Source organism: Pseudomonas sp. EB271-G4-1 (assembly GCF_058791355.1).
In genome coordinates this window covers 46922-73361 of the sequence record NZ_JBYTEO010000013.1, presented here as the reverse complement: position 1 = coordinate 73361, position 26440 = coordinate 46922, and the positions used below count along the sequence as shown (strand labels likewise).

The following is a 26440-nucleotide window of genomic DNA, read 5'->3' as shown; positions in this document are numbered from 1 at the left end:
CAGTGGGCGCCCAATCTGGCACCCACAACCAACCACCTGGCATGCACGCAAACATGCCGCGCCGGCCCCCGCGCGTAGTATCGAAGCGCAAAGCAACGCTGAACCCCTCCATTTCTAACCAAAAAACAATAAATCGACCTTCGGGTCGCGGGAGATTTCTGTGCTCAAGAAAAGTGCGTTGGGCTGGCCAAAGATCGCCGGCCTTGGAATTGCGTTGGTGGTGGCCGGGCAGTTTTCCGGCTGGAACTTTGGTTTGGCGGCCGGTGGCTGGCTGAACATGCTGATCGCCACCTTGTTGATGGCGCTGCTGTGCGGTGGGCTGGCGTTATGCGTGGCGGAGCTGTCCACCGCGTTGCCCAGCGCCGGCGGTGTGTTCGTGTATGCGCAAAGTGCGTTTGGGCCGTTCGTGGGTTACCTGGTCGGGGTGGCGTGCGCGCTGGCCTTGACCATCGGCACCGGGGTGGCGGCAACGTTCATTTGTGCCTATACCGAGTCGATATTCGGTCTTGGCGGCTGGCCGGTGAAGGTCGCCCTGTTTGCGGTGATCATTGGCATTCACCTGCGCGGGGTGGGTGAGGCCATGGGCCTGACGTTCATTGCCGGCGTGATTGCGGTCGTGGCCCTGTTGACCTTCGGTGTGGCCATGGCGCCGCATGTCGAGTTGAACAACCTGCTGGCATTGCCGGCTAACGTCTCGGCACCGCTCAGCCTCGGCGGCATCTTCGCCTGCGTGCCATTCGCGATCTGGTTGTTCATCACCGTCGAGCAAACCGGCTCGGCGGCGGAAGAAGCTGCAAACCCCGGCCGCAGCATGCCTCGCGGCATTCTGGCGGCCATCGGCACATTGTTGGTCACAGCCCTGGTGGTACTGGTCTGCGCACCGGGCGCCGGTGGTGTGGAACTGGTGGGCTCGGCGGGCGACCCGTTGTACGCCGCGATGTCCAGCAACAGCGCATTCGGTGAAGGCTCGTGGCTGGCCAAGGTGATTGGCTGCGGCGGCGTGTTCGGCTTGATCGCCACCTTCTTCTCCCTGGTGTACGCAGCCTCCCGGCAATTGTTCGCGATGGCTCGCGACGGCCTGTTCCCGCAGTGGCTGGGCAAGACCGGCAAACGCGGCACGCCGTATCCGGCACTGCTGCTGATCGGCGCGATCGGCTTGCCCTTGTCCGAAGTCGATCCAGCCACGGTGATGCTCGCGGTCGTGCTGCTGCTCAACGTTTGCTACCTGTGCATTTTCGGCGCGTACCTGCGCATCAAGAGCAGCCAGCCCGACCTGGCACGTCCCTTCCGCCTGATCGGCGGCAAGCTGGTCGCCTGGCTGGGTCTGGCCCTGACGCTGGTGGTCGTCGCCGCCTGCTTCCAGCTTGACCTGAGCATGCTGATCGCCCTCGGCGTGACCTTCGCACTGTGTATTTTCAACTTCCTGCTGCGCACTCGCCGCGCCGCCCAAATCGAGGTTCCAGACCATGCCTGACACTCTCCTGCAACGTCGTCATCGCGTACTCGGCAGCGCCTCGCCGCTGTTCTACGACAAGCCCTTGCACCTGGTGCGCGGCGAAGGCGTGTGGCTGTTCGACGTCGACGGTCGCCGCTACCTCGACGTCTACAACAACGTGCCTTGCGTCGGCCACTGCAACCCTCACGTGACCGACGCCATGCACCGCCAGGCCACCACGCTGAACATCCACACCCGCTACCTCGATGAACAAGTGGTGCGCTATGCCGAACGCTTGACCGCGACCTTCGGCCAACCGCTGGATACCGCGATGTTCACCTGCACCGGCACCGAGGCCAACGAACTGGCGCTGCGCCTGGCACGCTACGCCAGCGGCGGAACCGGCATTATCGTCAGCGATTACAACTACCACGGTAACTCCGCGTCGCTGGCGCAGGTCACCACCGCCCTGCCCTCGCCGGAACCCTTCGCGGCCCATGCCCGCGCCGTGCCGATTCCATGCCTGTACCGGGCACCGGTGGGCACCAGCGAGGCGCATCTGGCCGAGCAGTACGCGGCCAACATCGCGGCCGCCATCGCCTCGATGCAGGCCCAGGGCATTCGCCCCGCCGCGCTACTGATCGACACCTTGTTCGCCAACGAAGGCTTGCCCCGGGTGCCGGCCAGTTTCGTTGCCAAGGCCGCCGAGTTGATCCGCGCCGCCGGTGGCCTGTTCATCGCCGATGAAGTGCAATCGGGTTTCGGCCGCACCGGCGATCACCTCTGGGGCCACCAGGCCCACGGCGTCGTGCCGGACATCGTCACCCTCGGCAAACCCATGGGTAACGGCTATCCGCTGGCCGGGTTGATCACCCACAAGGCGCTGGTCGAGTCGTTCGGGCGCAACGCCATGTACTTCAACACCTTCGGCGGCTCGCCCGTAGCAGCGGCGGTCGGCATGGCGGTGCTGGACGAGATTGAACAAAAGCAGCTGCTGCAAAACGCACAAAACGTCGGCGCTTATGTGCAGCAGCGTTTGCAGGTACTGGCAGGCAAACATTCGATCATCGGCGACGTGCGCGGCAAGGGCCTGTTCTTCGCCATGGAGTTGGTGCGCGATCACGCCAGCAAGGAGCCGGCCGGACTGGAGGCGCGCAAGGTGGTCAACGACATGCGCGAGAACGGCGTGCTGATCAGCAAGATCGGCGCCGGTGACAACATACTCAAGTTGCGCCCGCCGCTGGTGTTCAGCCGCGATCATGCCGACTTGTTCGTCGACACCCTGGACCACGCCCTGAGCGCGATTTGAGGCCCCTGCCATGACTGACTTCCACACGTTGAACCACGATCAGCAAGTCGCCCGATTGCACGACCTGGCGCGCCACGCCCTGCAACACTGGGACGGCGACTTCGGCGACATCGAACTGGTGAAATTCCGCGAGAACGCGGTGTTCTCTGCCCGCCGCCACGACGGTCAGCGGGTGGCCCTGCGCATCCATCGCAATGGCTATCATTGCGCAGCGGCGTTGCGTTCCGAATTGCAATGGATGGAAGCCTTGGAAAGCGCCGGGATTACCGTGCCGCAGATCATCCGCGCCCGGGACCTGCGCCATCTGATTGAAGTGAGCCATGCCGACATCGGCGAACGCCATGTCGATATGCTCGCCTGGTTGCCGGGCACCACGGCCGGCACCTCAGAGGCCGGGGTGCAGGCCGATACCGAAATCGACTTCCTGTTTGCCGAAGCTGGGGCGCTTGCGGCGCGCATTCATGTACATTCGACAGAATGGCAGCAGCCGGACGAGTTTGTCCGGCACGCCTGGGATGAGGAAGGCTTGATCGGTGCCAATCCGTTCTGGGGGCGTTTCTGGGAGCTGCAACAGCTGAGCGATGAGCAACGCGAGCTGTTGCTGCAAGCCCGGCGTGCAGCGCGCAAGGACCTGCGCCAATACGGCCGCCATCTGGGTAACTTCGGCATGATCCACGCCGACCTCGTCCCGGAAAACTTGCTGATCGAAGGCCCGCGCCTGCGCTTGATCGACTTCGATGACGCGGGGTTTGGCTGGCACATGTTCGAGCTGGCGACCGCGCTGTATTTTTGCGTGGAGGATCCGCGTTATGAGCAGATCAAAGCGGCGCTGCTGGAGGGTTATCACAGGGTCAAACCCTTGACCGAAGCGGATCGCAAGACGCTGGCGATGTTTTTGATGCTGCGTGGCACCACGTACCTGGGCTGGATTCATACCCGCCAGGGCACGCCGACGGCGATTGAAATGGCGCCGATGTTGATAGAGCGGGCGTGCCGGTTGGCCCGGGAATATCTCCACCAGTAACAGCCCCCCGCTGATCGTTCCCACGCTCTGCGTGGGAATGCCTCAACGGACGCTCTGCGTTCGGCTCTAGAAGGGACGCAAAGCGTCCCGGGCTGCATTCCCACGCGGAGCGTGGGAACGATCAATTGTCAGCAATGCGCACCAGCGTGTTCCAGGCGATGGAACAACCGGTTGAAGTACACCAGGCTATCGCGTGGTTCGCGCACGCCCACCTTGTCCAGCTGCACGAACATCACTGAGTGCGAGCCCACTTCCTTGCACTCGGTGATACGCCCTTCCAGCTGCACCAGGGCATCGCGCAGCACCGGCACGTCCGCCGCGCCGTCGTCCCACAGGTCCCAGGCAAAACGTTCGGCCATCGGCACTTGGGTCATGCCGGCGAAGTGGCGGGCCAGCTCTTCCTGTTCGCCACACAGCACGTTGACGCACAGGCGGCCATTGCTGCGGAAAACGTCGTGGGTGGCGCTGTTGCGGTTGACGCATACCAGCACCGTGGGCGGCGAGTCGGTCACCGAGCACACAGCGCTGGCAGTGATGCCGCAGCGCCCACCGGGGCCGTTGGTGGTGATGATGTTCACCGCAGCAGGCAGCTGCGCCATGGCGTTGCGAAAGTCGATTTGCTGCTGGCTCAGGTCGGCCATGTCGATGCCCCTTCCTTCAGGAGGACCGCTCTGAAGCGGCCCGTAGGTGATGGAACAAGACTAAGGCTGAGGGCACGGCGCAACCATTCCTGCGATCCCCATGGCGAGGTTAGGTTTCCGCTAGTCGACTAGGTGGTTTCTTTATCGCAAGGGCCCGCGACAGTGGGTATCCTGCTAACAGGCTGGAAAAAACACAGCCGATGCGTGCCGTGCGTTCGCGTGCGAAAACAATAATTAGAAATTTTCGTGGCAGCCCCTGATGGAAACCCGCAAACCGATTGTTTACATCGTTGACGACGACAAAGACCTGCGCACCTCGCTGGCCTGGCTGCTGGAGTCGGTCAGCGTGCAGGCGCAGTGCTTCGCTGGCGCCGAAGAATTCCTCAGCCAGTACGACCCCAGGCAGCCCGCCTGCCTGGTGCTGGATGTGCGCATGCCGGAAACCAGCGGTTTCCAGCTGCAGGAGATCCTCAACCAGCGCGGCAGCACCTTGCCGACCATTTTCGTCTCGGCCCATGGCGACATCCCGATGTCGGTCACGGCGATGAAGAATGGCGCGCTGGACTTCGTCGAGAAGCCCTACAACCCGCAGCAGATGATCGACCGCATCCAGGCCGCGCTCAAGACCGCCGTGCACGCCCAGGCCGATCAGCAGCAGCGCCAGAACCTGCAGGGCAAGCTGGCGCTGCTGACCAGCCGCGAGCGTGAAGTGTTGATGCTGGTGATCGATGGCAAGGCCAGCAAGGTGATCGCCCGGGAGCTGAACATCAGCGTGAAGACCGTTGACGTGCACCGCACCAAGATCAAGGAAAAGATGGGTGTGAGCAGCATTGCCATGCTGGTGCGCGAGGTGTTGCACCTGCCGGTGGATGAGCCGGCGCGGCATTGATCAATCTGCGGCAATCCTGAGGCCGCCTTCGCGAGCAGGCTCGCTCCCACAGTAGATCTGCGGTGAACACCGAGATCTGCTGTGGGAGCGAGCCTGCTCGCGAAGAACGACAACGCGGTCAGTGCTGGCTATAGCGCTTGCGATAGGCACCCGGTGACACGCCAAAACGCGATTTGAACGCCGACGAGAAGTAGCTGGAATCGGAAAAACCCCAGGCGTAACACAGTGCCGACAGCTTCTGCTCGACATCGGCACGGCGCAGGTTTTCCGCGCAGAAGTCCAGGCGCCGGTGCTTGATGTATTGCGCCACCACCAGGCCGCGCTTGGAGAACATCCGGTACAGGCCGCGCACGGAAATCCCCACTTCTCGGGCGATCAGTTCAGGGCACAGCTCTTCGTCGCTGAGGTGCGCGTCGATGAAGGCGATGATCTTGCGGAACTGCCGCTCATGGGGATCGGCATTGCTGTCACGGGCGCTGATCCCCGGCAGCAGCAGGCTGACCAGGGCGTCGAGCACGGCCTCGCTTTCCTGCATGTCCAGCCCTTCTTGCTGGCGGGTCTCCAGTACGAGCTTGTTGGCCATCGCCGCCAGAGGGCTGTTGGCGCCGATGCGCGTGGCGCAGTTCACCGCATTGAAGTGCGTACCACGCTCCACCACCTGGCGCGGCAGGATCAGCGACAACTGGCGCGAGTCATCGTTGTAGGTCATGTCGCTGGGGCGGCTGGCATCGATCAACGCGATGTCGCCACAGCCCAGTTGCGTGCGATTGTCGCCCTGTTCCAGGTGCGAGCTGCCGTGCAGCTGGAACACCGCGTAATAGTGGCCGTCGCTGCTGGTGCTGACGTCCTTGCTGGTGCGATACAGATGCACATGCGCCATGTCGACCACACTGAGGTTGATCGCGCCGCTGCGAAACTCCGTGAGTTGGCCGTAGAAGTCGGTGTCCAGCGCCCTGGCGTCAAAACGCCCGCAGGCCTGGTTCACCTGGCTCAACCAACTTTCGAACGCCTCATTGCGCACCGTCGATGCTGTAATCATGTCCGCAAAGCCTCACAGTTCTTGTTGTTATTCTCGACCGCTTCGCCGAGCGGTTCGGTAAATAGTGTTTCGTACTCCAGCCAACCCCTCCCTTGGCGGCCGCCGGGCCTCATTCAACAGACTCCGGCGTCGGCTTTCCAGCGCGCAAAGCGATTAAATGTCCAATACCAGACGAGCGGAAAGTGCCCGTGAAACGCAGGCGCAAATCTGCTGGTTGGAGGCCTTTTCCTTGTTGGAAAGGCAGTTGTCGCGGTGCTCCGGCACGCCTTCCAGCACTTCGACGATGCAGGTGCCGCAGATGCCTTCGCGGCACTCGGTGTCGATGTCGCAACCGTGGGCCTGTAATACGTCCACCAGGCTGGTGTTGGCCGGCACTTGCAGCACTACACCGGAACTGGCCAGCTGCACTTCGAAACTGCCGGCCGGAGCGCTGTTGGCCGCCGGATCCGCAGCGAAGTGTTCAAGGTGAATGGCCTCATCGGCGCGACTGCGCGCAGCCACTTCCACCACTTTTTTCATGAACGGTGCCGGGCCGCAGGTGTAGACGTGGGCCGCCGGGTTGGCGCGATCCAGGCATGCGCTCAATGCAGCGTCCAGATCGCCCGGTTCGACGCCGTAGTGGAACTCTACGTGATCGGCGAAATTCGTTGCCAGCAGTTCGGTAAACGCGGCGTACTGCGCCGAGCGGGCGAAGTAATGCAGGCGATACGGCTGGCCGCTTTCCGCCAGTCGATAGGCCATGCTCAACAGGGGCGTCACGCCAATGCCAGCGGCGAACAGCACATGTTCGCGGGCATCGGGATCGAGGCGGAACAGGTTGCGCGGCGCGCCCATTTCCAGCTCCATCCCCTCTTCCACTTGCTCATGCAGGGCCTGCGAGCCCCCGCGTGAATTTGCCTCTTTTTTCACCGCCACCAGATAGGCGCGGCGATCCTGTGGCGGACTGCACAGGGAATACTGGCGGGTCACGCCGGTCGGCCCGGTCAGGTCGACGTGGGCACCCGGTTCATAGGTGTCGAGCGGCTGGCCGTCACTGCGCACGAGGCGAAAGGAACGGATATCCTGCGCTTCTTCGACGATCCTTTCGATTTTCACCTTCATCATGGCATCACCTGAATACTGTTGTCTTGGGTACTGCATCCTGTAGGAGCGAGCATGCTCGCGATGAACCTGAGGTCGCCACGGGGTGTCAGGTTTCCCGTGTCATCGTTGACGACCATCGCGAGCGCGCTCGCTCCTACAGGGGGGCATTTTTCTGTGGCTTAGCGCATGAACAGGCCGCCGTTGACGTCCAGGCACGCGCCGGTGACGGACGTGGCGTTGTCGGCGATCAACAACAGCACGCTGTCGGCGATGAACGCCGGATCACCGAGGGTGCCGGCCGGGATCATTTTCAGGATCTGTTCCAGACGCTCCGGGGCCACGGTTTCACGCACGACCGGCAAGTCCAGCGGACCTGGCGAGATGCTGTTGACCGTCACCCCTTGCGGCGCCAGTTCACGGGCAAAGACTTTGGTCAGCGTCGCCACGCCGCCCTTGGCCGCCGCGTAATGCGCGCCGGTGGCGGTGCCGCCGTTTTGCCCGGCCAGGGAAGCGATGTTGACGATGCGGCCAAAGCCACGCTCGGCGAAGTGTGCGCCGAACACCTGGCAGGCGACGAAGGTGCCGCGCAGGTTGATCGCCATCGACTCGTCGAACTCTTCCGGCGTGATGTCCATCAGCGCCGCGACTTTCGATACACCGGCATTGTTCACCAGGATGTCGCAACCACCCCAGTGCTCGACCAGCACGTCGCGGGCATGCTGGAAGTCGGACTTGCTGCGCACGTCCAGCTCAATGGCGATAGCACTGGCACCGCTGGCATCCAGCTCGGCAGCCAGTTGACGCACGCCATCGAGGCGCACATCGGCCAGGGCGACGCGATACCCCGCCCCGTGCAGACGACGGGCGATGCACTCGCCCAGTCCGCGCGAGGCACCTGTTACAAGGGCTACTCGACTCATGATGTTGCCCTCACAGGAGGAAGCCGAGCGCGCTCAGGCTGTCGGTGGAGTTGATCAGCCGTACCACTTTGCGCTCCAGGGTCGGCACGCCATCGGTGAAACGGATGCGGTGGTTCAGGTCGGCCACGAACGGTGTGTGCACGCCGCGTTTGTAGGCGTACAGCAGCTGCGCCGAGTTGACTTCGACGATGTCACCGGCGGCTTCGACCAGGCGGAAACGCGAGATCGTGCGAATGGTTTTCGCCGCATCCACCGCCGACGGCGAATAGCCGGCGGTCAGGCGTTCGATGCGCAGGTCACGCATGCGTGCGTCGTCGTAGGCGTAGTTCAGCGTCGCCTCGAAGTCTTCGGTGTCCGGGTCGATCGGCACGATGTACTTGCCGCTTTCACTCCACAAGGTCGCCCACTCGGCGTAGTGCTTGTGGTCGAGCAGTTCGGCCTCGCGCCAGATGAATTCGATGGCCTGGGCCAGCGGGCCGGAAAAACCGTTCAGGGTGTCGTGATTGCTCATTGGCTCATCATCCTTTTCCACATGTCGTAGGCTCCGCGCATGCCGCCCTCGTCGGTGGCGTGGCTGACCTTGTCGCCGTTTTCAGCGGTGATTTCGCGGTTCAGGCCGCGGTTGACCAGGATTGGCGCATCGACGCCGGCGTACGAGCCACGCTGCACGCGGTCCCAGGCTTCGGCATCGTCAGGGCTGCCGAAACCGAACGGGCCCTGGAAGTGTTCGTGAATGCGCATGCGTTCGCGGTTGGCGATTTCCGGGCCGCCGTCCATGCCCAGGGCAACGTGACGGATCTCGGTTTCAGTGACCGACACCGGACGCAGCACGCGGAAGAACGACATCGACATGGCCACGTTGGGGAACAGGTTCAGGTTGAAACCGGCGCCGTGCAGCGAGCGCACGATGCGCCGTACCTGGTCGGCCGGCAGGGTCTTCGACAGTTCTTCAGTGACGTGGGCGAAGCGCTCTTGCAATTGTTCAGTGCCGTCGTCGTGATCAAGATCAACGTGCTCCGGCACCATCACCATCACACTGTGGCCGTTGCCCAGGGAGTGAGTGACCGCTTGCTCGTCGGTCATGAACGAAAGCATTTCCGAGGTTTCTTCATCCACCGACGACATGAACGACTTGTGCACGATCGGGAAGTGGTAACCGTCGGTGGTGTTTTCCAGCTGGATCTTCCAGTTGCCCTTGAAGCTGAACTTGTGTTCGCCCTGGGTCTTGATCGGGTAACCGGCGCCCTGCTTCATGAACAGGTCCATCCAGTGTTTGGCGCCGCCGAGGAAGTCTTCCAGCGGTTCGATCTCATCGTTGTAGCTGGCGAACACCATGCCGGCGTAACTCTCGACGCGCAGGCTGGTCAGCGGCAATTCGGACTTTTCCAGGATGCCTTCGTAGCCATCCGGATACGGCAGCGCACGCAGCTTGCCGTCCAGGCCATAGGACCAGCTGTGGTACGGGCAAGTGAAACCGGTGGCGTTGCCCTTGTGCTTCTCGCACACGGTGGCACCGCGGTGGCGGCAACGGTTTTCCAGCACGTTGATGTTGTTCTTCTTGTCGCGAACGACGATCACCGGGCGACGGCCAATGGTGGCGGTCTTGAAGTCGCCGCTGTTGCGCACTTCGCTTTCGTGGGCGACCCACACCCAGGTGCGGTAGAAAATCTTTTCCAGCTCGGCTTCGAACAGCGCCGGGTCGTTGTACAGCGAGACATCGACGCGGTCGTGCTGGACCAGCTCTTCGGGGCTTTTCGACGTTGCGATCAGCCGGTATTCATGAGTGCTCATGCGGTTCTCCTCATGGCTTCTTGTTAGATTTAAAGGATTGAGGCTTGCAGCTGCGCACCGAAGGCGCAGACCAGTTCGTCCTGACCTTTGCGACCGACAATCTGCAGGCCGACTTTCAGCCCGCCGCAATCGAGTTCCACCGGCACCGTCAGCGCCGGATGGCCACTGAGGTTGAAAGGACGCGCCAGCGGGGTCATGCCGGCCACGGCCTTGCTGCCGCTACGCGCTTCGCTCAGCGTGGGTGGAAGGCTCGGCAGCGTCGGCAACAGCAGCACCGCGAAGTCTTCCAGCGCGGCATCCACCTGTTGGGTAAAGCGAGTACGCACGATTTCTGCCTTTGCGAGCTCTTCACGAGTAGTGCGGCTGGCTGCGAGCAGACGGGTTTCCACATCGGCGCCGATCAGGCCCTTGCCGGTCAGGTGGCCGAACGCTGCCCAGTTTTCGAAATTGATCACGGTCAGGCCGGCGGCGAACGCCGCTTCGAACTCGCTCAATTGCAGGTGGCTGCGGCGCCAGCCCGCGCGGTCGGCGGCAGCACCGAGGCTGGCTTGCAGGTGCGCGTCGCAGGCCACTTCGAGGAAGCCGACCTTGGCGCCGTCACCTGGCAAACCTTGCACATTGAAGCCCGGGCAGATCACCTGCATGGCGGCGATCAGGTCGTCCATGGTCCTGGCGAACGGCCCCACGCAATCGAGGCTGGAGGCCAGCGGATGCGCGCCAACGCGGCTGACACGGCCAAAAGTCGGTTTTAGTCCGGTGATACCGCAGCAGGCCGCCGGCACCCGCACCGACCCCCCGGTGTCGGTGCCGATAGCGATGTCCGCCAGGCCCGCCGCGACCGCCGAGGCCGAACCGCTGGAGGAGCCGCCCGGCACGCGGTCAGGGGCTTGCGGGTTGATCGGCGTGCCGGTCCAGTCGTTGATGCCGGTGACGCCAAACGCCAGTTCGTGCAGGTTGGTCTTGCCGACGATCTGCCAATTGGCTTTGAGAATCGCGTCCACCACTTCGGCGTTTTTCGTCGCCGCTGGTACGTCGGCAAACGCACGGCTGCCCGAGCGGGTCGGATGGCCGGCAATGTCGATGGAGTCCTTGATGGCCACGCGTTTTCCGCTGCCGCCGAGGAGGAATTCGCTGACGAAAGTACTCATGCATTCAGCTCCGTATTAAACAGCCGTTGCGTGCGAAAATGCGCGATCAGCCAGACGCCGTCGACACAGCGGAAATCGATGTTCAAGCGCGTGCCGAACAGTTCGCTGCGCTGATCGGCATAGGTGGAAATCTGCTGCATGATCCACTGCCCCTGCGCCGCGTTGCCGTCGACCAAGATCGACTCGCTGGTGAGGTAATGCAGGTTCAACTGGAAGTGATCCGACGGCGGCAGGTAACCACCGACAAACGCCGCCACGGCCTCGCGTCCACGATGCTGGCCGAAGGTCTGCGCGGTCTCGCGCCCCACGCCTTCCCAGATCGCATCGACGCAGAACAGCTCGGCCAGTTCGCTGACCTGGGTCGGCACCCGCGGCACGTCGCAGAGGTCCATGTAGCGCGCCATCAAGCGACGCACTGCGCTTTCCCCTTCGAGCGTCGCCAGACGCTGCAGCAAGGCCTCGTCCATGGCTTACACCTTGGCCGCGTCAGGGATGGTCAGCGGGCGACCGATGCGCGCTTCGACCTTGGCGTAGCGCCACAGGCTGTATTCGTTCACCGGCGTGGTGCGGAACAGGTTGCAGGCGTCGATGACCGACTGGTGGCAGTCGACGTCGGCCATGATGTACACGGTCCAGGGCGAGGTGGTCGAAGGGCCGACCATCAGGCGGTCGTCATCCATGGCGCCGAGCACGTTGATGCCGGGCATCGCGCCGAGATCCGCCATCATCCGGCTGAAGCCCTTCCATACGCTGAGGCCTTCGCCGGTAGGCAGGTCAAAAAAGTTCTGGGTGATGCCGATGCAGAAGACGACGCGCAACGGTTCTTGAGTGGTTTGAGTCATGTGTATTGATCCTTGAAAATGAAGCTCTGGAATAAAGTGTTCAGATGTAGCCCGGGAACGGCTGCACGCCGAGGAACACCGAGCCGGCGCCGTCATACAGCCCTTCGCTGAGGAAGGCGTGCTGGGTCACCACCATCGAGTCGCGCAGGTAACGCTGCAGTGGATGGCGCAGGTAAATGGCGGTGGTACCGGCCAGGCTGTAGGCGCTTTGCACCACCTCGGCGCCGGCCTGGGACACGTGAATGGCGGACAAGCGCAACAAGCTGGTCTGCTCCGGGGTGACCGGATTGCCGGCGAGGATCGAGTTCCATACCTGTTCGGTGGCGCTGTAGAAGAAGCCGCGTGCGGCGCTGAGCTTGGCTTCGGCCTTGGCGATTTCGATGCGCACATAAGCGCGGTCGGACAGTTTCGGCGCACCGGTGATACCGCTGCCGCCAGCCATGCGGCTGATTTCATCGAGGGCAGCGCGGGCAAGGCCCAGGTTGACCACCGCCAGCACTTGCGCGGCGTAGGCAATCGAGGGATAGCGGAACAGCGGTTCGTCGATGGTCGAGGCGCCACCGCGAATGAACGTCCAGCGTTCGTCGACGCGCTTGTCGGACACGCGCAGGTCGTGGCTGCCGGTGCCCTTGAGGCCGACCACGTCCCAGTTCTCGATGATCTCTACCTGCTGCGGACGGAACACCGCGGTGCGTGGCTTGCCGCCCGCAGCACCGATGCCCACGCCCAGCAAGTCCGCGCCCATGCAGCCGCTGGCGAATTTCCAGGTGCCGTTGACCTGATAGCCGCCTTCTACCGCCTCGGCCGGTTGCAAGGGAAACAGGCCGCCGGCGAACACCAGGTCCGGGCTATCGGCGTAGAGTTCAGCCAGGGTTTCGCGTGGCAAAGCCGCCAGATAGACGCCGGCACTGCCGAAACTGGCCACCCAGCCAGCGGAGCCGTCGGCCTCGGAGATGCGTTCGATCATTTGCAGGAACTTCGCCGGCGCCAGGGCGTCGCCGCCGTAGCATTTCGGCGTGGCGGCGCGGTAGATGCCCACCTGCTTGAAGCGTTCGATCATGTCCCGTGGCACATGGGAAACGCTGTCGAATTCGTTGCGACGTTGGCGCACTTCTTCCAGCACCTGCGCAAAGGCCGGGCTGTCGACGACATTCTCGTCAACACCGATCGGTGCGTCTTGTTGCACGACCGCTGAACGCAGCATGGGCTTTCTCCGTTTTGCTTATTGTTAGTGGGGGCCACACCGCACCGCTGTCTGTAGGAGCTGCCGAAGGCTGCGATCTTTTGATTTTGTTTTTGGATCAAGATCAAAAGATCGCAGCCTTCGGCAGCTCCTACAGATAAAGGCGTGGTCACCCTTGCATTGCGGTCCAGTGTAAAAACCGGATGCCGGCGCAACTATTGGTGCGTGCAGCCCCCCGCCTAAAGAAATCCCCTAGATCCACACCGGTTACCTCTGAGCGCATGCCGCTGTGCGAGCAGGTATAAAACGCCATACTGCAAATCTCTGCCGCCAGGGGCCGTGTGATGTACCAGCCAAAACCGAACGACTTCCATGCGCTGATCGAAGCCATGCCGCTGTGCATCATTCTTCACGATGCGCAGACCAAGGAAATTCTCTGGGCCAACGCCGCCGCCCTGGCGGCGCTGGGTTTTACCCTGGAGGAATTGACGCCGCTCAAGGCCCCGGACATGACCCGCGACGCACCCAAGTACCGGCGCTCGGTGGGCCTGCGCTGGCTGGAAGGTGCTGCGCGCACCGGCCAGCGCGCCATCGAGTGGTGCTATCGCTCCAAGCAAGGGGTGGAGATTCTTTCCGAGGCCGTGGCGACCCTGGTGCATCTGGACGGTCGGGATGTGTTGATGGTGCAGTTCCGCGACATCTCCAAGGAGGACAAGGTCAAGCGCGACCTCAAGCGTTTCGAAAGCCGGCTCAAGGCCTTCATGCAGGATCTGGCCGAGGGTGTGGCGGTGCTCGGTCCCGAGGGCGATATCGGTTTTATCAGCGACTCCGGCGCGCACTTGCTCGGCAGTGAAGTCCATCCGTTGATGGGCCAGAACTTCCTGGCCTGGTGCGACGAGGCTTCGCGCCAGCGCCTGCTGCAAAAATTCGCCCATGAGACGCCGGAACACACGCCCTTCAACGTGCATTACCAAGTGCAGCGCCAGGACGGCGAATGGCGCTGGCATGACGCAACGTGCCGTTATATAGAGATTGAAGACGACCTGGTCGGCCATCTGCTGCTGTTCCGCGACGTCACCGAGCAGGTGCAGGCCGAAGACGCGCGGCGGGTCAGCGAGCAGAAACTCGAATACCTGGCGCGCTACAACGCCATGGGTGAAATGGCCGTGGCCATCGCCCATGAACTGAGCCAACCGCTGGCCGCCACGCGCAACTTCATCGAGGGCGCGGTGATTCGCCTGGGCACCGCAGCCGACGCCGATCAAGGCGTCACCTGGGGTTTGCAGAGCGCCGTGCGGCAGATCGAGCACGCCTCGGTGATCATCAAGAGCGTGCGCGACTACGTCGTTAAACTGGAGCAAAGCGAAGAGCTGATCGACCTCAACGAACTGCTGCGCGAAACCCGCTACTTCATCAGCCTGCGAGCCGATCCGAGCCTGGTGCGCGTGGAAGTCGTGACCTCACCCGAGCCGCTAAGGGTGAGTTGCGAGAAGGTGTTGATCGGCCAGGTGATCCTCAACCTGGCGTTCAACGCGATCGAAGAAATGGCCGACCTGCCGCTCGAACGTCGGATTTTGCGCATTCATGCCAGCGCCGCCGACGGTGTGGCGCTGGTGCGCATCGAGGACAACGGCCGCGGCATCCAGGCCCAGGCGCAAGAGAAGCTGTTCGACGGCTTCTTCTCGTCCAAGGTCAGCGGCAACGGCATTGGCCTGGCGCTGTGCAAGAACATCATCGGCCGTCACCGGGGCGATATCTGGGCGCAAAACCTGGAGCCTTGTGGTGCGGTATTCAGCTTTTCCCTCCCCCTGATCCCCCCCGCGATCTGATCGTTCCCACGCTCTGCGTGGGAACGATCCCCCCCGACACTGGCACAGATACACAAACACTTGGCAGGCAGGGCAATTCCCGCGATTGCCGGGCGAGGCACTATTCGATGGTCAGAATCTGCCCACTCACCCGCGATCCGCGTTACCAATAATTCAGGAAGTTCCCCTTATGCGAACAAACAGGATCTCCGTACAGTCAGCGCTAGGCCTGAGCCTGCTTGTACTCGGCTTGAACAGTGCCCGCGCGGATTTGCCCGCCGACACCGGCATCGGCCAGACCACCCTGGCCTTCCCCGCTGAACCGCACCGGGCATTCGTCGTCGATGTCGAGTTCGAAAGCTTCGTCGCCGGCCGTGTCACCGTGGTCGACCCCGACCAGAAACGCGTGCTCGGCATGGTCCCGACCGGCTTTGCCGCGCCTTCGGCCCTGAGCCATGACGGCAAGCTGATCTACAGCGCCGACATCTGGTATTCGCGCGGCACCCGCGGCACCCGTACCGACGTGCTGACCGCGTGGGACAGCTCGACCCTGTCGCCGGCCTGGGAAGTACTGATCCCGAACAAGCGCGCCGAATCGCTGACCCAGCGCTACGGCCTGAAGACCAGCGGCGATGACCGTTTCGTCTACGTCTACAACTTCACCCCATCGACCTCGGTCACTGTGGTCGATACCCAGACCAAAGCGGTTGCCTCGGAAATCGCGATTCCCGGTTGCGTGCTCAACTACCCGGTGGGCAAGCGTCGCTTCGCCTCGCTGTGCGGCGACGGCAGCCTGCAGGTGGTGACCCTCAACGATCAAGGCCAGGAAAACGCGCGCAACCGCACGCCGTTCTTTGACCCGAACGCGGAAAAACTGGTGGAGCGCGCGGTCAACGTCGGCGACACCTACTACTTCACCACCACTACCGGCACCGTGCGCGCCGTGGATTTCTCCGCTGACACGCCGAAAATCCTGCCGAGCTGGTCGCTGGTCACCGACGAAGAGAAGAAAGCCGGTTGGGCCCCGGGCGGCTGGCAGCTGATGGCGGTCGCGCCGAAGCTGAACCGCTTGTACGTGCTGATGCACGACGCCCACGAACCGATGAAGTGGGAAGACCCGAGTCCCCTGATCTGGGCCTTCGATCTGAAGACTGGCAAGAAAATCGCCACCCTGGAAGCACCGGTACCGGTGTGGAGCATGCAGGCTACCGGCGACGACAAGCCACTGCTGCTGGGCACCGACGTTGAAGGCGGCTTGCAGATCTTCGACCTCAAGACCAACCAGCACACCGGCAGCATGGCCAAGGTCGCAAAAACCGCGACCCAGGTCATGAGCTACTAACAGGGATCAGGCCATGCAATCAGATCCGATCTTCATCATTGCCAGCGCCATCGCCATTGCGGTGCTGCTGGCCAGTGCCGCGACCCACAAGGTGCGAGCGCCAGCGCGCTTTCGCAAACAACTTGCCGATTATCAACTGCTGCCCGACGCGCTGGTGCGCCCGATCGCGCGGTTGATCCCGCTGCTGGAACTGGCCATTGCGTTCGCGTTGCTGGTGCCGGTCAGCCGCCCCTGGGCAGCGTTGAGCGCGGCCAGCCTGCTGGCGCTGTACGCCGCCGCCATCGGCATCAACCTGTGGCGTGGGCGTCGCGACATCGACTGCGGCTGTGCAGGTCCCGACCAGGCGCAACCGCTGCGCCCGGTCCTGCTGCTGCGCAACAGCGTGCTGGTGGCGCTGGCATTGCTGGCAAGCGTAGCGCCGGTAGTGCGCGACATGACTGTGTTCGATGGCTGCGTGACCCTGGCTTCGGCCGCCGTCGCGCTGCTCATCTACGCCGCGGCCGATGGCCTGGCGGCGAACTCCCCTCTTCTGCTCAAATTGATTGGTAGGTAATCACAATGGAAGGCTTGATAGTTTCCAACGTTCTGCTCTGGGTATTGCTGGTGGCCGTGGCGTTCGTCGTCATGGGCCTGGTCCGTCAGATTGGCGTGTTGCACGGCCGTCTGGCCCCGGCCGGCGCGCTGATGATGGACAAAGGCGTGGCCGTCAACGAAGCCGCACCGCAAGTGACCGCTGCTGACCGTAATGGCCGCCCGGTGAACTTCGGTTATGCCGGCGAGAAATCGCAACTGCTGTTCTTCCTCTCGCCGACTTGCCCGATCTGCAAATCCCTGCTGCCGGCGATCAAATCCATCGCCAGGGAACAAGCCAGCACGCTGGACGTGGTGTTCGTCAGCGATGGCGACATGGACGCCCAGCAAGCGCTGATCCGCGAGCACAAACTCGAAGACGCCACTTATGTAGTCGGCCCGGAAGTGGGCATGACCTACCAGATCGGCAAGCTGCCGTACGCAGCCCTGATCGACAAGTCCGGCACCCTGCGCGCCAAAGGCCTGGTCAACTCCCGCGAGCACCTGGACAGCCTGTTCGAAGTCGAGCACCTCAAGCACGCGACGCTGCAGCAATACCTCAATGCGCAACCCCACGACCACGCTCATGACCACAGCCACGGCCATAGCCACTGATAAGGCAGGGAGACCTTCATGAAACTGCTGGATCTGTTATTCGAACGCTCCTCGCGCCGTGTTGCCGACACGACTTCGCGCCGCAAACTGCTGGCTCGCATGGGCTCGCTGATCGTCGCCGGTGCCGCCCTTCCCGTGCTGCTGCCGCTGGATCGCACCAGCAAGGCGCTGGCCGCCACTGACCCGAAAGCCGGTGACCCGGGTGATCCAAACAGCTGTGACTACTGGCGCTACTGCTCCATCGACGGCTTTCTGTGCAGCTGCTGCGGCGGTTCGGTGACTTCCTGCCCACCGGGCACCGAGGCCTCGCAAGTGACCTGGATCGGCACCTGCCGCAACCCGGCCGACGGCAAGGACTACATCATTTCGTACAACGACTGCTGCGGTAAACAAAGCTGCGCCCAGTGCGCCTGCACCCGTAACGACAGTGAAGAACCGGCCTACCGCCCGTTCAACAACAACGATGTGAACTGGTGCCTGGCCGCCAAGTCGCACATCTATCACTGCACCGTTTCGATCATCCGTGGCGTGGCGGTCTGACACGCACCACCGCCGGTTGCCCACGCGATCGGCGTTTTTTTTTAAAAGATCGCAGCCTGCGGCAGCTCCTGGATTGACCGCGTGCTCCTGCAGGAGCTGCCGCAGGCTGCGATCTTTTCAAGGCACAACAAATAAGGGGTTCGAAATGCGTCGTTTGCTAATCCTCGGCCTGGCCTGCGCCCTGACCACCCCGCTCGCCCAGGCCCGGGCCATCCCCGACCCTACGCAGCGCCACGCGCCGGGCAACGAGGAACTGCAAAAGCCCATCGCCGAAGCTGGCTACAGCGTGGGCGTTAACTATCAGTTGCAATGTGCCGGTTGCCATCTGGGCAACGGCATGGGCTCAGCGGCCAATGACACCCCGAGAATGACGGGATTTGTCGGCAACTTCCTGAAAGTCCCGGGCGGCCGTGAATTCCTGGTGCGCGTGCCAGGCATGTCGCAATCGGCGTTGAACAACGCGCAGTTGGCCGACCTGCTCAACTGGCTGATGCGCGAGGACGGCATGGCCGGTAAAAGCCGACCCGCCGATTACCAGCCCTACAGTGCCGACGAAGTGGCGGCGCTGCGTGCCAAAACCATGCTCAACCTGCCAGGCACCCGCGCCGAACTGATCGACAAAATGCGCGCCCAAGGCATCGCCATCGAAGACGGCATGAGCAACTGATAACGCTGCTTGTTCGCAGCCGACGTCCCAGGTCCTCCCGCCCATCCAGGCAGACAATCCAGTTTCTACCGATGGTCGTCCAGTCACTCCAAAAGCAGGCCGCCCGGTGCCTGCGTGCATGCCGCAGACTAAACTTCGTCCATTGCGTGAATGAATCCACACTGCTGCTAAAGTGATAGCACGGGATGCCGCGTTCTCCCCAGCTTTGCGAATTTCGGTGGAAGGAGGATTTCTCGACTATAAGTAGCTTGCCGTTGAGGCTAAAGCTCTGAAACGAAGGTGGTTTTGACCTGGATCGCGTTCGGGTTGGGCGCGAGGGGGCAGCAAAAATGGGATCTGATCATGATTTTTGAGCCGAGCAGTAGCCGTTCCGTACTCCAGCGAAGAAGCAGTACCAGTATCTTTATCCAGGCAGGCCTCGATAGCCTCGCTGTCACCGGTGTCGCGTGGTACCTGATTGTTTATCACATAGGTTTCATCACCCAGGCTTATGTGATCATGGTCCTGTTGCTACTGGGGGCGCTTGCCGTCGTCTACGACCACTACGCAATTTATCGAAGCAATGTCGTGTTTGCCGTCAAGGCCTTCAAACTGTTCAAGGCGTGGACCGCCGCTTTTTGTTTTCTCGTCGCCATGGCCTTTCTTACGAAACAAAGCGAACAGTACTCACGCTTGCTGGTCGGTGAGTTGTTCGTCATCGGTTATTTCGCCCAGCTGCTTTTGCACCTCGCGACCCGTGAATTGCAAAAGAAGTTCCTGGCGCACCCCACCCAACGGGACAACGCACTGATCATCGGCTCGGGAGAGCTGGCGGACTTCCTGCACCAGAAAATCAGCAACAATCCCTGGTTGGGTGAACGGGTAGTCGGCTCCGTGTTGATCGGGGCGGCCGATGACCGGGGCAAGGATGGTTCGGAAAACCCCAACCGCCTGGCGATACTCGGTCATATTTGCGATCTTGACGACCTGGTCGTCCAGCATTCGATCCGCACCGTTTACTTCGTCACGCCACTGGACGGCTCCCAGGTGATCAAGGATGTTTATCTGAAGCTGTTCGACAAGCACATCTCGGTCAACTGGGTGCCAGACATCTTTTCCCTGCGCTTGATCAACCACAGCGTTCGGGAAATCGCCGGCATTCCGGTGCTGACCTTGTCCGAGACGCCACTGATGGGCATGCGCCTGCTGCTCAAGAACCTTGAAGACCGCGTGCTGGCGTTTCTGCTGTTGCTGATTGCGGCGCCAGTGCTGGCCATCGTGGCCATTGCCATCAAGCTCGACAGCCCGGGGCCGGTGTTCTTTCGCCAGCAACGGATGGGCTGGAGTGGCGGACCGTTTCGCATCTGGAAGTTCAGGAGCATGGTGGTTCATCAGCCTGAAGACGGTGTAGTCAAGCAAGCACAAAAGAATGATCCGCGCATGACCCGGGTCGGCGCCTTCATTCGACGCACCAGCCTGGATGAGCTGCCGCAGTTGTTCAATGTGCTGATGGGTGAAATGTCCCTGGTCGGGCCGCGTCCGCATGCCATCCAGCACGACGCGCAGTATTCACCCGACATTGCCGACTACTTTGCCCGCCACAACATCAAGCCAGGCATTACTGGCCTGGCTCAAGTGCGTGGCTATCGCGGTGAAACCAAAGACATCGAACAGATGATTCGCCGGGTGGATTCGGACATCGAATACATCAACAACTGGTCGCTGTGGCTCGACTTCGTCATCCTTGCCCGGACAGTGACAGCCTTCTCCGGCAAACATGCCTACTAGTCGTATCTTGATTGCATGAGCCGCCCGGTAACGCTGACGACCAGCGTTACCGGGTTAAGCACGAGGCCGCAAAAGCGTCAGGCCGGGAACAGGTCGAGGGTGCGCTCAACCTCATCGGGATCGATCCGGAAACCTTCGCCGTCCGGGGTGCCCACCACAAAACCGAAGTTTTGCTGATCACGATCCGTCAGGTACTTGAAGAAGCAGACGAAACGATCAGGGGGTTGCAGGACCAGCAGCGAACCACCGGGCGCAAGGACATTGACGCCGTGTATGAGTTGACTGCCTTCGATGCCGATCACGGTCCTGGCGCCGGCACAAGCCGCGACGATGGTCGCCACATCGGATTTCGAGGGGTCGATGATGCGAAAACCGCGGCGCTCGCGCAGGCGTTCAGCCAATTCCAGTTCATTGCGCAGCAACCGCAACTCACCCTTGTTGCCCCGCAGCACGAACACCCCTGGGTGCGAATTGACGTTGACATGGGACAACAACTTGTCCGTCATTGCGCGAAAGCGCATGTGCTTGTGGCGGTTCTGGCTGATGTCGTCAAAAATCACCAGTTCACGAAAAAATGCGTTGCGCATACGCAGCGGATTCATGCCCAGCCACTTTTCATAACCGGGGGCGTGAAGTATCCCGTGCCGGGTTACGCTGACTTCGGTTTCAGCGAGTTCCGTGGTCACCGGAACGCCGAGCTGGCTCGCCATGGGATAGGTGATGCAATCATCCACCATCCACGATCCAAACCACTTATTGCCGCCCACAGTGCAATACATCGCTGCGCGATCGATTTCGTGTTCTATGCGAATCTTCGGCAACCAACCGGCCCTGGGCGATAACCAGGATTTGGCATCACCTTTGTAAAGCGCGCCGTCGATCAGCCAGGCGTCCTTGAGCAGAAAGGCGCGAGTGGGGCCGTGCTGCACGAGCCCGTTGCCCTCCATGGTGCGACGGGGATGCTCGAAGGGATAAAACTGCCATCCCGTCACGCGTTCAAGCTGGTTGGGCAGGTAAAAAGCAGGGGGTGCAATCGATTCATCAGGGGGAGCCACATCCCAGGTTTTTACCGCGACACTTTGCAGGTCCAGCGGCGCTTTCCTGGCAACTTTCTCCTTGAACATGTGTTTATACGCAGCAAAACTCCATTTCGCCCCAGCGCCGCTCACCAACATATTCGATTGCGACATAAGGATTACCACTCTAATGCGTTTAAATACAATTAGCGCTTGTCGTCCTTGTGCGCACTATCAAACTCCAGTCAATTGCAAATAATACTTTCCATGACAGGTGGTACCTTCAGATGACCGTATCGAGCGCGTAAAGTCTCGAGCAGTTGTTCCGGTGGCGCCTTGGCGCAATGAAGATAGACCTTGCTCAGCCCGCCAAATCCCATTTCGCGATAGCGCTCGGCAATATCCTCATCACTTTGCCCGTCCGGCAAACCCAGATGCAGGGTGAGTTTTTTACCCTCTACGGCAAACAAGGGTGTTTCCCAAAGAAATTGCGCGACGCCCACCTTGGGCAGCCGGACAAACAGATAGCCGTGGTTATTCAGGGTATCGACATCGCCGCCACGCCTTCTTTTCCATTCCAGCAAGCCGTCGTCCGGGCGCGCCAGGCAAGTGCCGATATCGTAATAATCAAAGCCGTTTTCCAGCGCCCATTCCAGCGCCATGAAGGTGGTGATCGAATTGATTTCCCTAAGCTTTTTCGCATTCGAATAGACTGTTTCGGGGTAGCCAAAACGGATCGTGCTCCAGTAGCGCTTGCCCGCGCGGGTAATCACGCAGCCAAGGTGACAGGCGACCACCTCGTCTTCCAGCAGCACCAGGTCCAGGCGGCCGGCGGTTTTGGCCACCCTTCGCACCTCCTGCTGCTCAATTTGCGAAGCAGACGTGCCATGCCTTGCGCTGGCATAGGGTTGCAGCATGCCTTGGTCGGCGCTTTCGATTTCATCGTCGTTCAACGCCTGTTTAAGGCGATAGCGCAAACGGTTCTTGCGAAGATTGCGCCGCAGCTCAGAGTTATATCTTGCGGTGATGTCCTCGATCGAGCGGCCCAGAGGAACTACGGCGCTGAGATATTGGGGCACACAGAGTGCGCCCGGCGTCGGTATTTCACTGACGAACACCGTTATGCCTGGTTTATTCGCCCTAAGTTGCTGATTGGCAACCTGAGGTTCAGCACCCATGAGAACTTTCACAAATTCACGCTGTGCCTTACGCCCCATATAGAGAATGTCGTAAGGACTCTCTTCGCGCAGCTTGAACCTGACAAATTCCCAGCGCCAAAAACAGGCTCGGCCGGCAATATCGCGCAGCCAGGCATGGGCTTTCCGCAGTTCAAAGCGTACCGACGGCGTAATCAACTGACGCAACAGTCCCTTTACATATTCTTTCATTTGGTATTAACACTAAATGATTAAGGAAGATTATTCGAAAGTTCGAATCAAGGAATAACGAACTGAAAATCAGGCTTTAACACGATGATGGCCGGCGTCAAACTTTCGTCGCCATTCGCACCAAAGGCGAAACAAATTATTACCGCGTCAGCAAGTCGTCGCTTACATGAGCAGTAAAGATGCTACGCCGGAGTTTTGCAAGATATTACGCTGCCGAGCCTGTTCTTACGGCACGCACCTCACCCCCGGGTCGGTACCGGGCAGGCAAGCGTTCTCAATATGAACAGAGGGTTACCGACCACATAACGACTGAACAGCCGCTTGGGTTCACTGAGCAGCCTGAATACCCACTCGCAACCCAGGCCTCGCACCCATTGCGGAGCGCGACTCACCTTGCCGCCGAGAAAGTCCAGGATCGCCCCGCCACACACGATCAGGCAGGGCACGCCGCTGGCCGCCAGCCGGGCGGCAACGATTTCCTGCTTGGGCATGCCCATGCCCAACACCACCAGTTCCGGCTGATGTTGCCGGGCAAGTTCGAGGTAGGTCTGCACATCGTCGAAACCATGGTGGACAGACACGACATTGACTGCCAATGCCGTTTGGCAATGCTTTGCCGCATGGGCCAGGAAAGGCTCTTGCGTGCCCCATAACGCAACGCGCCGTCCTTTATAGGCCGACAGTAACTTGGGGATGAAGTCCGTGCCGTTCATGTTCAACCCCGGCTCCCTGCCCATTCGGCGAAACAGGATCGACATGCCGGAGCCATCGCGCAGCAATACGTCGGCGGCCGACAGTGCCTGGTAGTAGGCATCGTCCCTGGCAACCAGGTTCATCGCATGGGCGTTGACGAACCCGAGCACCGTTGCCCGCTGCGGCCAGGCCAATGCCTCGATCAAGCGCTGCTCTTGATCGCTATCGCCGATGACCTTGAGTGACTGGATGATCGTTTGCCAGTTGTGCTGCCAGGCCAATGCGCGCATCAGGAGTCATCTCGCTTGGAGCGCACCCATTCAACCTGGCGTTTAACCAGGAAGCCCAGGTACAGGGGGATTTTCTTCAGTGCGTAGAACGGTGCGTACAGCAACGCGGAAAACGCGATGATGGCGCGACCGAACTGACTCCACGCCAGCAAGATGGTCATCATCAACATGACCACCCCCACCGATGCGATCAATGCCGGCAGCCATGCACCGAACAGCAGCAACACCAACCAGGACAGGACAAACGCCGCGCCCAACAACAACGTCAGCAACGCCAGTGGCGGCACCAATAGATCCAGGGTCATGGCCAGCAGGTTGAAGTTGCGTCGGGCAAGCGACTCCACCAGTAATTTTGGCGCGTCGCCCAGGATCACGCCCAGGTGACCATGCTCCCAACGCGTACGCTGGGTCGTGAGGCCTTCGTCACTGCGCGGGAAATAGCTGGTCACCAGGGCATCAGGGCAAAACATCGGTGGCTTGCCGCTGCGACAGAAATCCAGGCCCATTTTCAGGTCTTCGACGATGTGACCACTGGCAAGCGTGATCAAGGGCAGGTCCCGCCAGACGAACGCCATGCCCGTGCCCATCAACTGACAGGGCAACCCCAGCCGAGCCCAGCCTTGCGGTCGCACCCGATTTTTGACGCACCAGGCAAACTCGGCGATCTGCACTTTCAGCCCCGAACCCGCTGGCGCACGCATCAGGTCAAGCGCCTGGGTCGGCCGCCCCGAGTCGATGCACTGTATGGCCAGGCGTTCGATGAAGCCCTCGTTCACCTGGCAATCGGCATCGACAATGATCAGCACGTCCGGCGCATCACCAGCCAGGTGACGCGCGCCAAAATCCAGTGCATAGCCCTTGCCACGCTGCTGGGCATTGCTGCGTTCCACTACCTCCGCGCCGGCCGCACGCGCCATCACGGCGGTGTCGTCCGAGCAGTTGTCGGCGACCACCAACAGACGATCGCCCTCCTGCAGTTGCGGGCGCAGGCAATTCAAGGTGGCCTGGATAATCGAGGACTCATTGTGGGCCGGCACCAGCACCGCGACCCGAGGTCGCGGGCGTTGTGCGAGTGCTTGCGCACGCACCGGCAAGCCAGCCAGCAGCACCTGCACGAACAGCACCAGTACCGGCAGGAGGATGATCGCCAGCGGTACGCCGAGTAGCCAATTGAGGAATGTGATCATGCTTGCGCCTTGAACAGGTGAGCCAACTTGGTCGCTTCGGTATCGATATCATGGCGCTCCAGCACACGCTGATAAGCCGCTTCGCCCATGCGCTGCAACTGCTCGACCGGCTGCGCCAGGCAGTCCGCCAGCGCCACCGCCAACTCTTCCACCGCGCCCGCGGGAAACAGCCAGCCGTTCTCGCCCTGGCGCACCAGCTCGGGAATGCCCGCTACATAAGTGGTCAGCACCGGCCGGCGCAACGCCATGGCTTCCATGATGACCACCGGCAAGCCTTCGGCGAAGCTGGGCAGTACCAGGGCCCGCGCGGCGAGAATTTCCATGCGCACCTGTTCGCTGCTGATCCAGCCGGTGATTCGCACACGCGATTGCAGGCCGTGCCGGGCAATCAATTCTTCGATCTGCGGGCGCATTTCGCCGTCGCCAGCCAGGACCAGTTCGAATGCCACGCCTTGTTCGGCCAAGCGGCGAGCGGCCTCCAGCAACAGCAATTGGCCCTTCTGCTCACACAGGCGCCCCACGCAAACCAACCGCGGCGCAGACGGCACCGCCACTGCGGGCACATCGTGAAAGGCCCGCTCCAGGCCACAATGCACAACCTTGACCCGAGCCCAATGCGCCGGGTCGACCCAGCGATACAACTGGCTGCGCCCATAGGCACTGATGGCCGCGACAAACGCCGAGCGCCGGACTTTCTCGCCCAGGTGAATGAACTGCGGTTTGTCGAACTCTTCCGGACCATGCACGGTAAAACTGTACGTCGGCCCGCCAAGTGCGTTGGCCAGCATCACCACTTCGGTCGAGTTGGTGCCGAAGTGGGCATGCACGTGCCGGGCACCGAACGCCTGCATCCAGGACAGCACGCGGCAAGCTTCGAGCAAATAGACCAGATGGTACGGCCAGGAACGATCGGCGCGCCGCCCCATGCGCAGCGCCAACCACAGCGTCGAAAAGAACCGCCGCGGTTGGGTACGCAGCACCTGCAGCGCAGGTCGCAGCAGCGCTTTGACGCCGTCCGCCAGCACGTATTGGGTCTTGCTGCGTTCAGACTCGTCCTCGGTGTCCACCAATTCGGCATCCCAGCCTCGCAACGCGATGCGTTGGACCTCAAAGCCCTGGCGCTCCAGCGCCAGGATCTCGCGACGAATGAAGCTATGGCTGACCTTCGGGTATTGATTGATGAAATAAGCGATACGCATGGGCACCCGGCTTGAATGTCGTCGAAGTTGTTACTGCAGGTACCCCCACAGTAG

The 26440-nt window shown here is 61.5% G+C and carries 26 protein-coding genes; 11 read left to right on the top strand and 15 right to left on the bottom strand.

Annotated features, from left to right (window positions below):
* Positions 1-160: 160 nt before the first annotated feature.
* The 3 genes from AC3WWR_RS09170 to AC3WWR_RS09160 are packed head-to-tail and all read left to right on the top strand — an operon-like array spanning position 161 to position 3768.
* Positions 161-1474, top strand: a complete 1314-nt coding sequence (locus tag AC3WWR_RS09170) for an amino acid permease (protein WP_020801259.1) — start codon at positions 161-163, stop codon at positions 1472-1474.
* The gene (locus AC3WWR_RS09165; protein WP_020801260.1) at positions 1467-2744 is read left to right on the top strand and encodes an aspartate aminotransferase family protein; all 1278 of its coding nucleotides are present in this window, start codon (positions 1467-1469) and stop codon (positions 2742-2744) included. Before AC3WWR_RS09170 ends, AC3WWR_RS09165 begins: the two co-directional genes overlap by 8 nt.
* A gap of 10 nt (positions 2745-2754) precedes the next feature.
* Complete coding sequence (locus AC3WWR_RS09160) at positions 2755-3768, top strand: phosphotransferase enzyme family protein (protein WP_151142654.1); 1014 nt, start codon at positions 2755-2757, stop codon at positions 3766-3768.
* A gap of 128 nt (positions 3769-3896) precedes the next feature.
* On the opposite strand, the gene hpaC is transcribed toward AC3WWR_RS09160, so the two are convergent.
* On the bottom strand, positions 3897-4409 hold the full coding sequence (gene hpaC / locus AC3WWR_RS09155; RefSeq protein ID WP_020801262.1) for a 4-hydroxyphenylacetate 3-monooxygenase, reductase component: 513 nt from the start codon (positions 4407-4409) through the stop codon (positions 3897-3899).
* A 259-nt stretch (positions 4410-4668) separates the two neighbouring features.
* Between hpaC and AC3WWR_RS09150 the strand changes: the two genes are divergently transcribed.
* A complete protein-coding gene (locus tag AC3WWR_RS09150; RefSeq protein WP_008062087.1) occupies positions 4669-5298 on the top strand; it encodes a response regulator transcription factor in 630 nt (209 codons plus the stop codon).
* A gap of 118 nt (positions 5299-5416) precedes the next feature.
* Here the strand turns inward: AC3WWR_RS09150 and feaR are convergent, their stop codons facing one another.
* From feaR to AC3WWR_RS09105, 9 genes are all read right to left on the bottom strand, one after another.
* Complete coding sequence (feaR, locus tag AC3WWR_RS09145) at positions 5417-6337, bottom strand: transcriptional regulator FeaR (protein WP_020799599.1); 921 nt, start codon at positions 6335-6337, stop codon at positions 5417-5419.
* A 153-nt stretch (positions 6338-6490) separates the two neighbouring features.
* A complete protein-coding gene (locus AC3WWR_RS09140; protein WP_033044313.1) occupies positions 6491-7441 on the bottom strand; it encodes a PDR/VanB family oxidoreductase in 951 nt (316 codons plus the stop codon).
* 158 nt (positions 7442-7599) lie between these two features.
* The gene (locus tag AC3WWR_RS09135) at positions 7600-8340 is read right to left on the bottom strand and encodes an SDR family NAD(P)-dependent oxidoreductase (RefSeq protein WP_020799603.1); all 741 of its coding nucleotides are present in this window, start codon (positions 8338-8340) and stop codon (positions 7600-7602) included.
* A 10-nt stretch (positions 8341-8350) separates the two neighbouring features.
* On the bottom strand, positions 8351-8851 hold the full coding sequence (locus AC3WWR_RS09130; protein ID WP_033044314.1) for an aromatic-ring-hydroxylating dioxygenase subunit beta: 501 nt from the start codon (positions 8849-8851) through the stop codon (positions 8351-8353).
* On the bottom strand, positions 8848-10131 hold the full coding sequence (locus tag AC3WWR_RS09125) for an aromatic ring-hydroxylating oxygenase subunit alpha (RefSeq protein WP_020799605.1): 1284 nt from the start codon (positions 10129-10131) through the stop codon (positions 8848-8850). The genes AC3WWR_RS09130 and AC3WWR_RS09125 overlap by 4 nt, the downstream gene beginning before the upstream one ends.
* A 29-nt stretch (positions 10132-10160) precedes the next feature.
* Positions 10161-11279 carry an amidase gene (locus AC3WWR_RS09120; protein ID WP_151142656.1) on the bottom strand — a complete coding sequence of 373 codons (1119 nt, stop codon included), beginning with the start codon at positions 11277-11279 and terminating at the stop codon, positions 10161-10163.
* Positions 11276-11746, bottom strand: a complete 471-nt coding sequence (locus tag AC3WWR_RS09115; RefSeq protein ID WP_083349310.1) for a nuclear transport factor 2 family protein — start codon at positions 11744-11746, stop codon at positions 11276-11278. Before AC3WWR_RS09115 ends, AC3WWR_RS09120 begins: the two co-directional genes overlap by 4 nt.
* A gap of 3 nt (positions 11747-11749) precedes the next feature.
* Positions 11750-12121 (bottom strand): hypothetical protein, encoded by a 372-nt coding sequence (locus tag AC3WWR_RS09110; RefSeq protein ID WP_020799608.1) that lies wholly within the window; start codon positions 12119-12121, stop codon positions 11750-11752.
* Positions 12122-12161: 40 nt separating this feature from the next.
* Positions 12162-13325: an acyl-CoA dehydrogenase family protein gene (locus AC3WWR_RS09105; RefSeq protein WP_083349311.1), complete on the bottom strand. Its 1164-nt coding sequence runs from the start codon at positions 13323-13325 to the stop codon at positions 12162-12164.
* A gap of 323 nt (positions 13326-13648) precedes the next feature.
* On the opposite strand from AC3WWR_RS09105, the gene AC3WWR_RS09100 reads away from it, so the two are divergent.
* The 7 genes from AC3WWR_RS09100 (at position 13649) to AC3WWR_RS09070 (ending at position 20613) form a co-directional block, all read left to right on the top strand.
* Positions 13649-15133, top strand: coding sequence for a sensor histidine kinase (locus AC3WWR_RS09100; RefSeq protein WP_020799610.1), 1485 nt, complete (start codon positions 13649-13651; stop codon positions 15131-15133).
* 169 nt (positions 15134-15302) lie between these two features.
* The gene (locus AC3WWR_RS09095; RefSeq protein WP_020799612.1) at positions 15303-16454 is read left to right on the top strand and encodes an amine dehydrogenase large subunit; all 1152 of its coding nucleotides are present in this window, start codon (positions 15303-15305) and stop codon (positions 16452-16454) included.
* A 13-nt stretch (positions 16455-16467) separates the two neighbouring features.
* Positions 16468-17007 carry a MauE/DoxX family redox-associated membrane protein gene (locus AC3WWR_RS09090; RefSeq protein ID WP_492598652.1) on the top strand — a complete coding sequence of 180 codons (540 nt, stop codon included), beginning with the start codon at positions 16468-16470 and terminating at the stop codon, positions 17005-17007.
* Positions 17008-17012: 5 nt separating this feature from the next.
* Positions 17013-17639 (top strand): methylamine dehydrogenase accessory protein MauD, encoded by a 627-nt coding sequence (gene mauD, locus AC3WWR_RS09085; RefSeq protein ID WP_020799614.1) that lies wholly within the window; start codon positions 17013-17015, stop codon positions 17637-17639.
* Positions 17640-17657: 18 nt separating this feature from the next.
* The gene (locus tag AC3WWR_RS09080; protein ID WP_008062110.1) at positions 17658-18179 is read left to right on the top strand and encodes a methylamine dehydrogenase light chain; all 522 of its coding nucleotides are present in this window, start codon (positions 17658-17660) and stop codon (positions 18177-18179) included.
* A gap of 145 nt (positions 18180-18324) precedes the next feature.
* Positions 18325-18846 carry a hypothetical protein gene (locus tag AC3WWR_RS09075; protein ID WP_020799615.1) on the top strand — a complete coding sequence of 174 codons (522 nt, stop codon included), beginning with the start codon at positions 18325-18327 and terminating at the stop codon, positions 18844-18846.
* A 342-nt stretch (positions 18847-19188) separates the two neighbouring features.
* Entirely contained in the window at positions 19189-20613 is a 1425-nt protein-coding gene (locus AC3WWR_RS09070) for an undecaprenyl-phosphate glucose phosphotransferase (protein ID WP_033039829.1), read from the top strand.
* A 77-nt stretch (positions 20614-20690) separates the two neighbouring features.
* On the opposite strand, the gene AC3WWR_RS09065 is transcribed toward AC3WWR_RS09070, so the two are convergent.
* The 5 genes from AC3WWR_RS09065 to AC3WWR_RS09045 all read right to left on the bottom strand — a co-directional run bounded on the left by AC3WWR_RS09065 (position 20691) and on the right by AC3WWR_RS09045 (position 26386).
* Complete coding sequence (locus tag AC3WWR_RS09065) at positions 20691-21803, bottom strand: glycosyltransferase 61 family protein (RefSeq protein ID WP_033039812.1); 1113 nt, start codon at positions 21801-21803, stop codon at positions 20691-20693.
* Positions 21804-21874: 71 nt separating this feature from the next.
* Positions 21875-23017, bottom strand: coding sequence for a hypothetical protein (locus tag AC3WWR_RS09060; RefSeq protein WP_033039814.1), 1143 nt, complete (start codon positions 23015-23017; stop codon positions 21875-21877).
* A gap of 239 nt (positions 23018-23256) precedes the next feature.
* Positions 23257-24000 (bottom strand): WecB/TagA/CpsF family glycosyltransferase, encoded by a 744-nt coding sequence (locus tag AC3WWR_RS09055; RefSeq protein WP_020799620.1) that lies wholly within the window; start codon positions 23998-24000, stop codon positions 23257-23259.
* The gene (locus AC3WWR_RS09050) at positions 24000-25187 is read right to left on the bottom strand and encodes a glycosyltransferase family 2 protein (protein WP_033039818.1); all 1188 of its coding nucleotides are present in this window, start codon (positions 25185-25187) and stop codon (positions 24000-24002) included. Before AC3WWR_RS09050 ends, AC3WWR_RS09055 begins: the two co-directional genes overlap by 1 nt.
* Positions 25184-26386: a glycosyltransferase gene (locus tag AC3WWR_RS09045; RefSeq protein WP_033039820.1), complete on the bottom strand. Its 1203-nt coding sequence runs from the start codon at positions 26384-26386 to the stop codon at positions 25184-25186. Before AC3WWR_RS09045 ends, AC3WWR_RS09050 begins: the two co-directional genes overlap by 4 nt.
* Between the last annotated feature and the right edge of the window lie 54 nt (positions 26387-26440).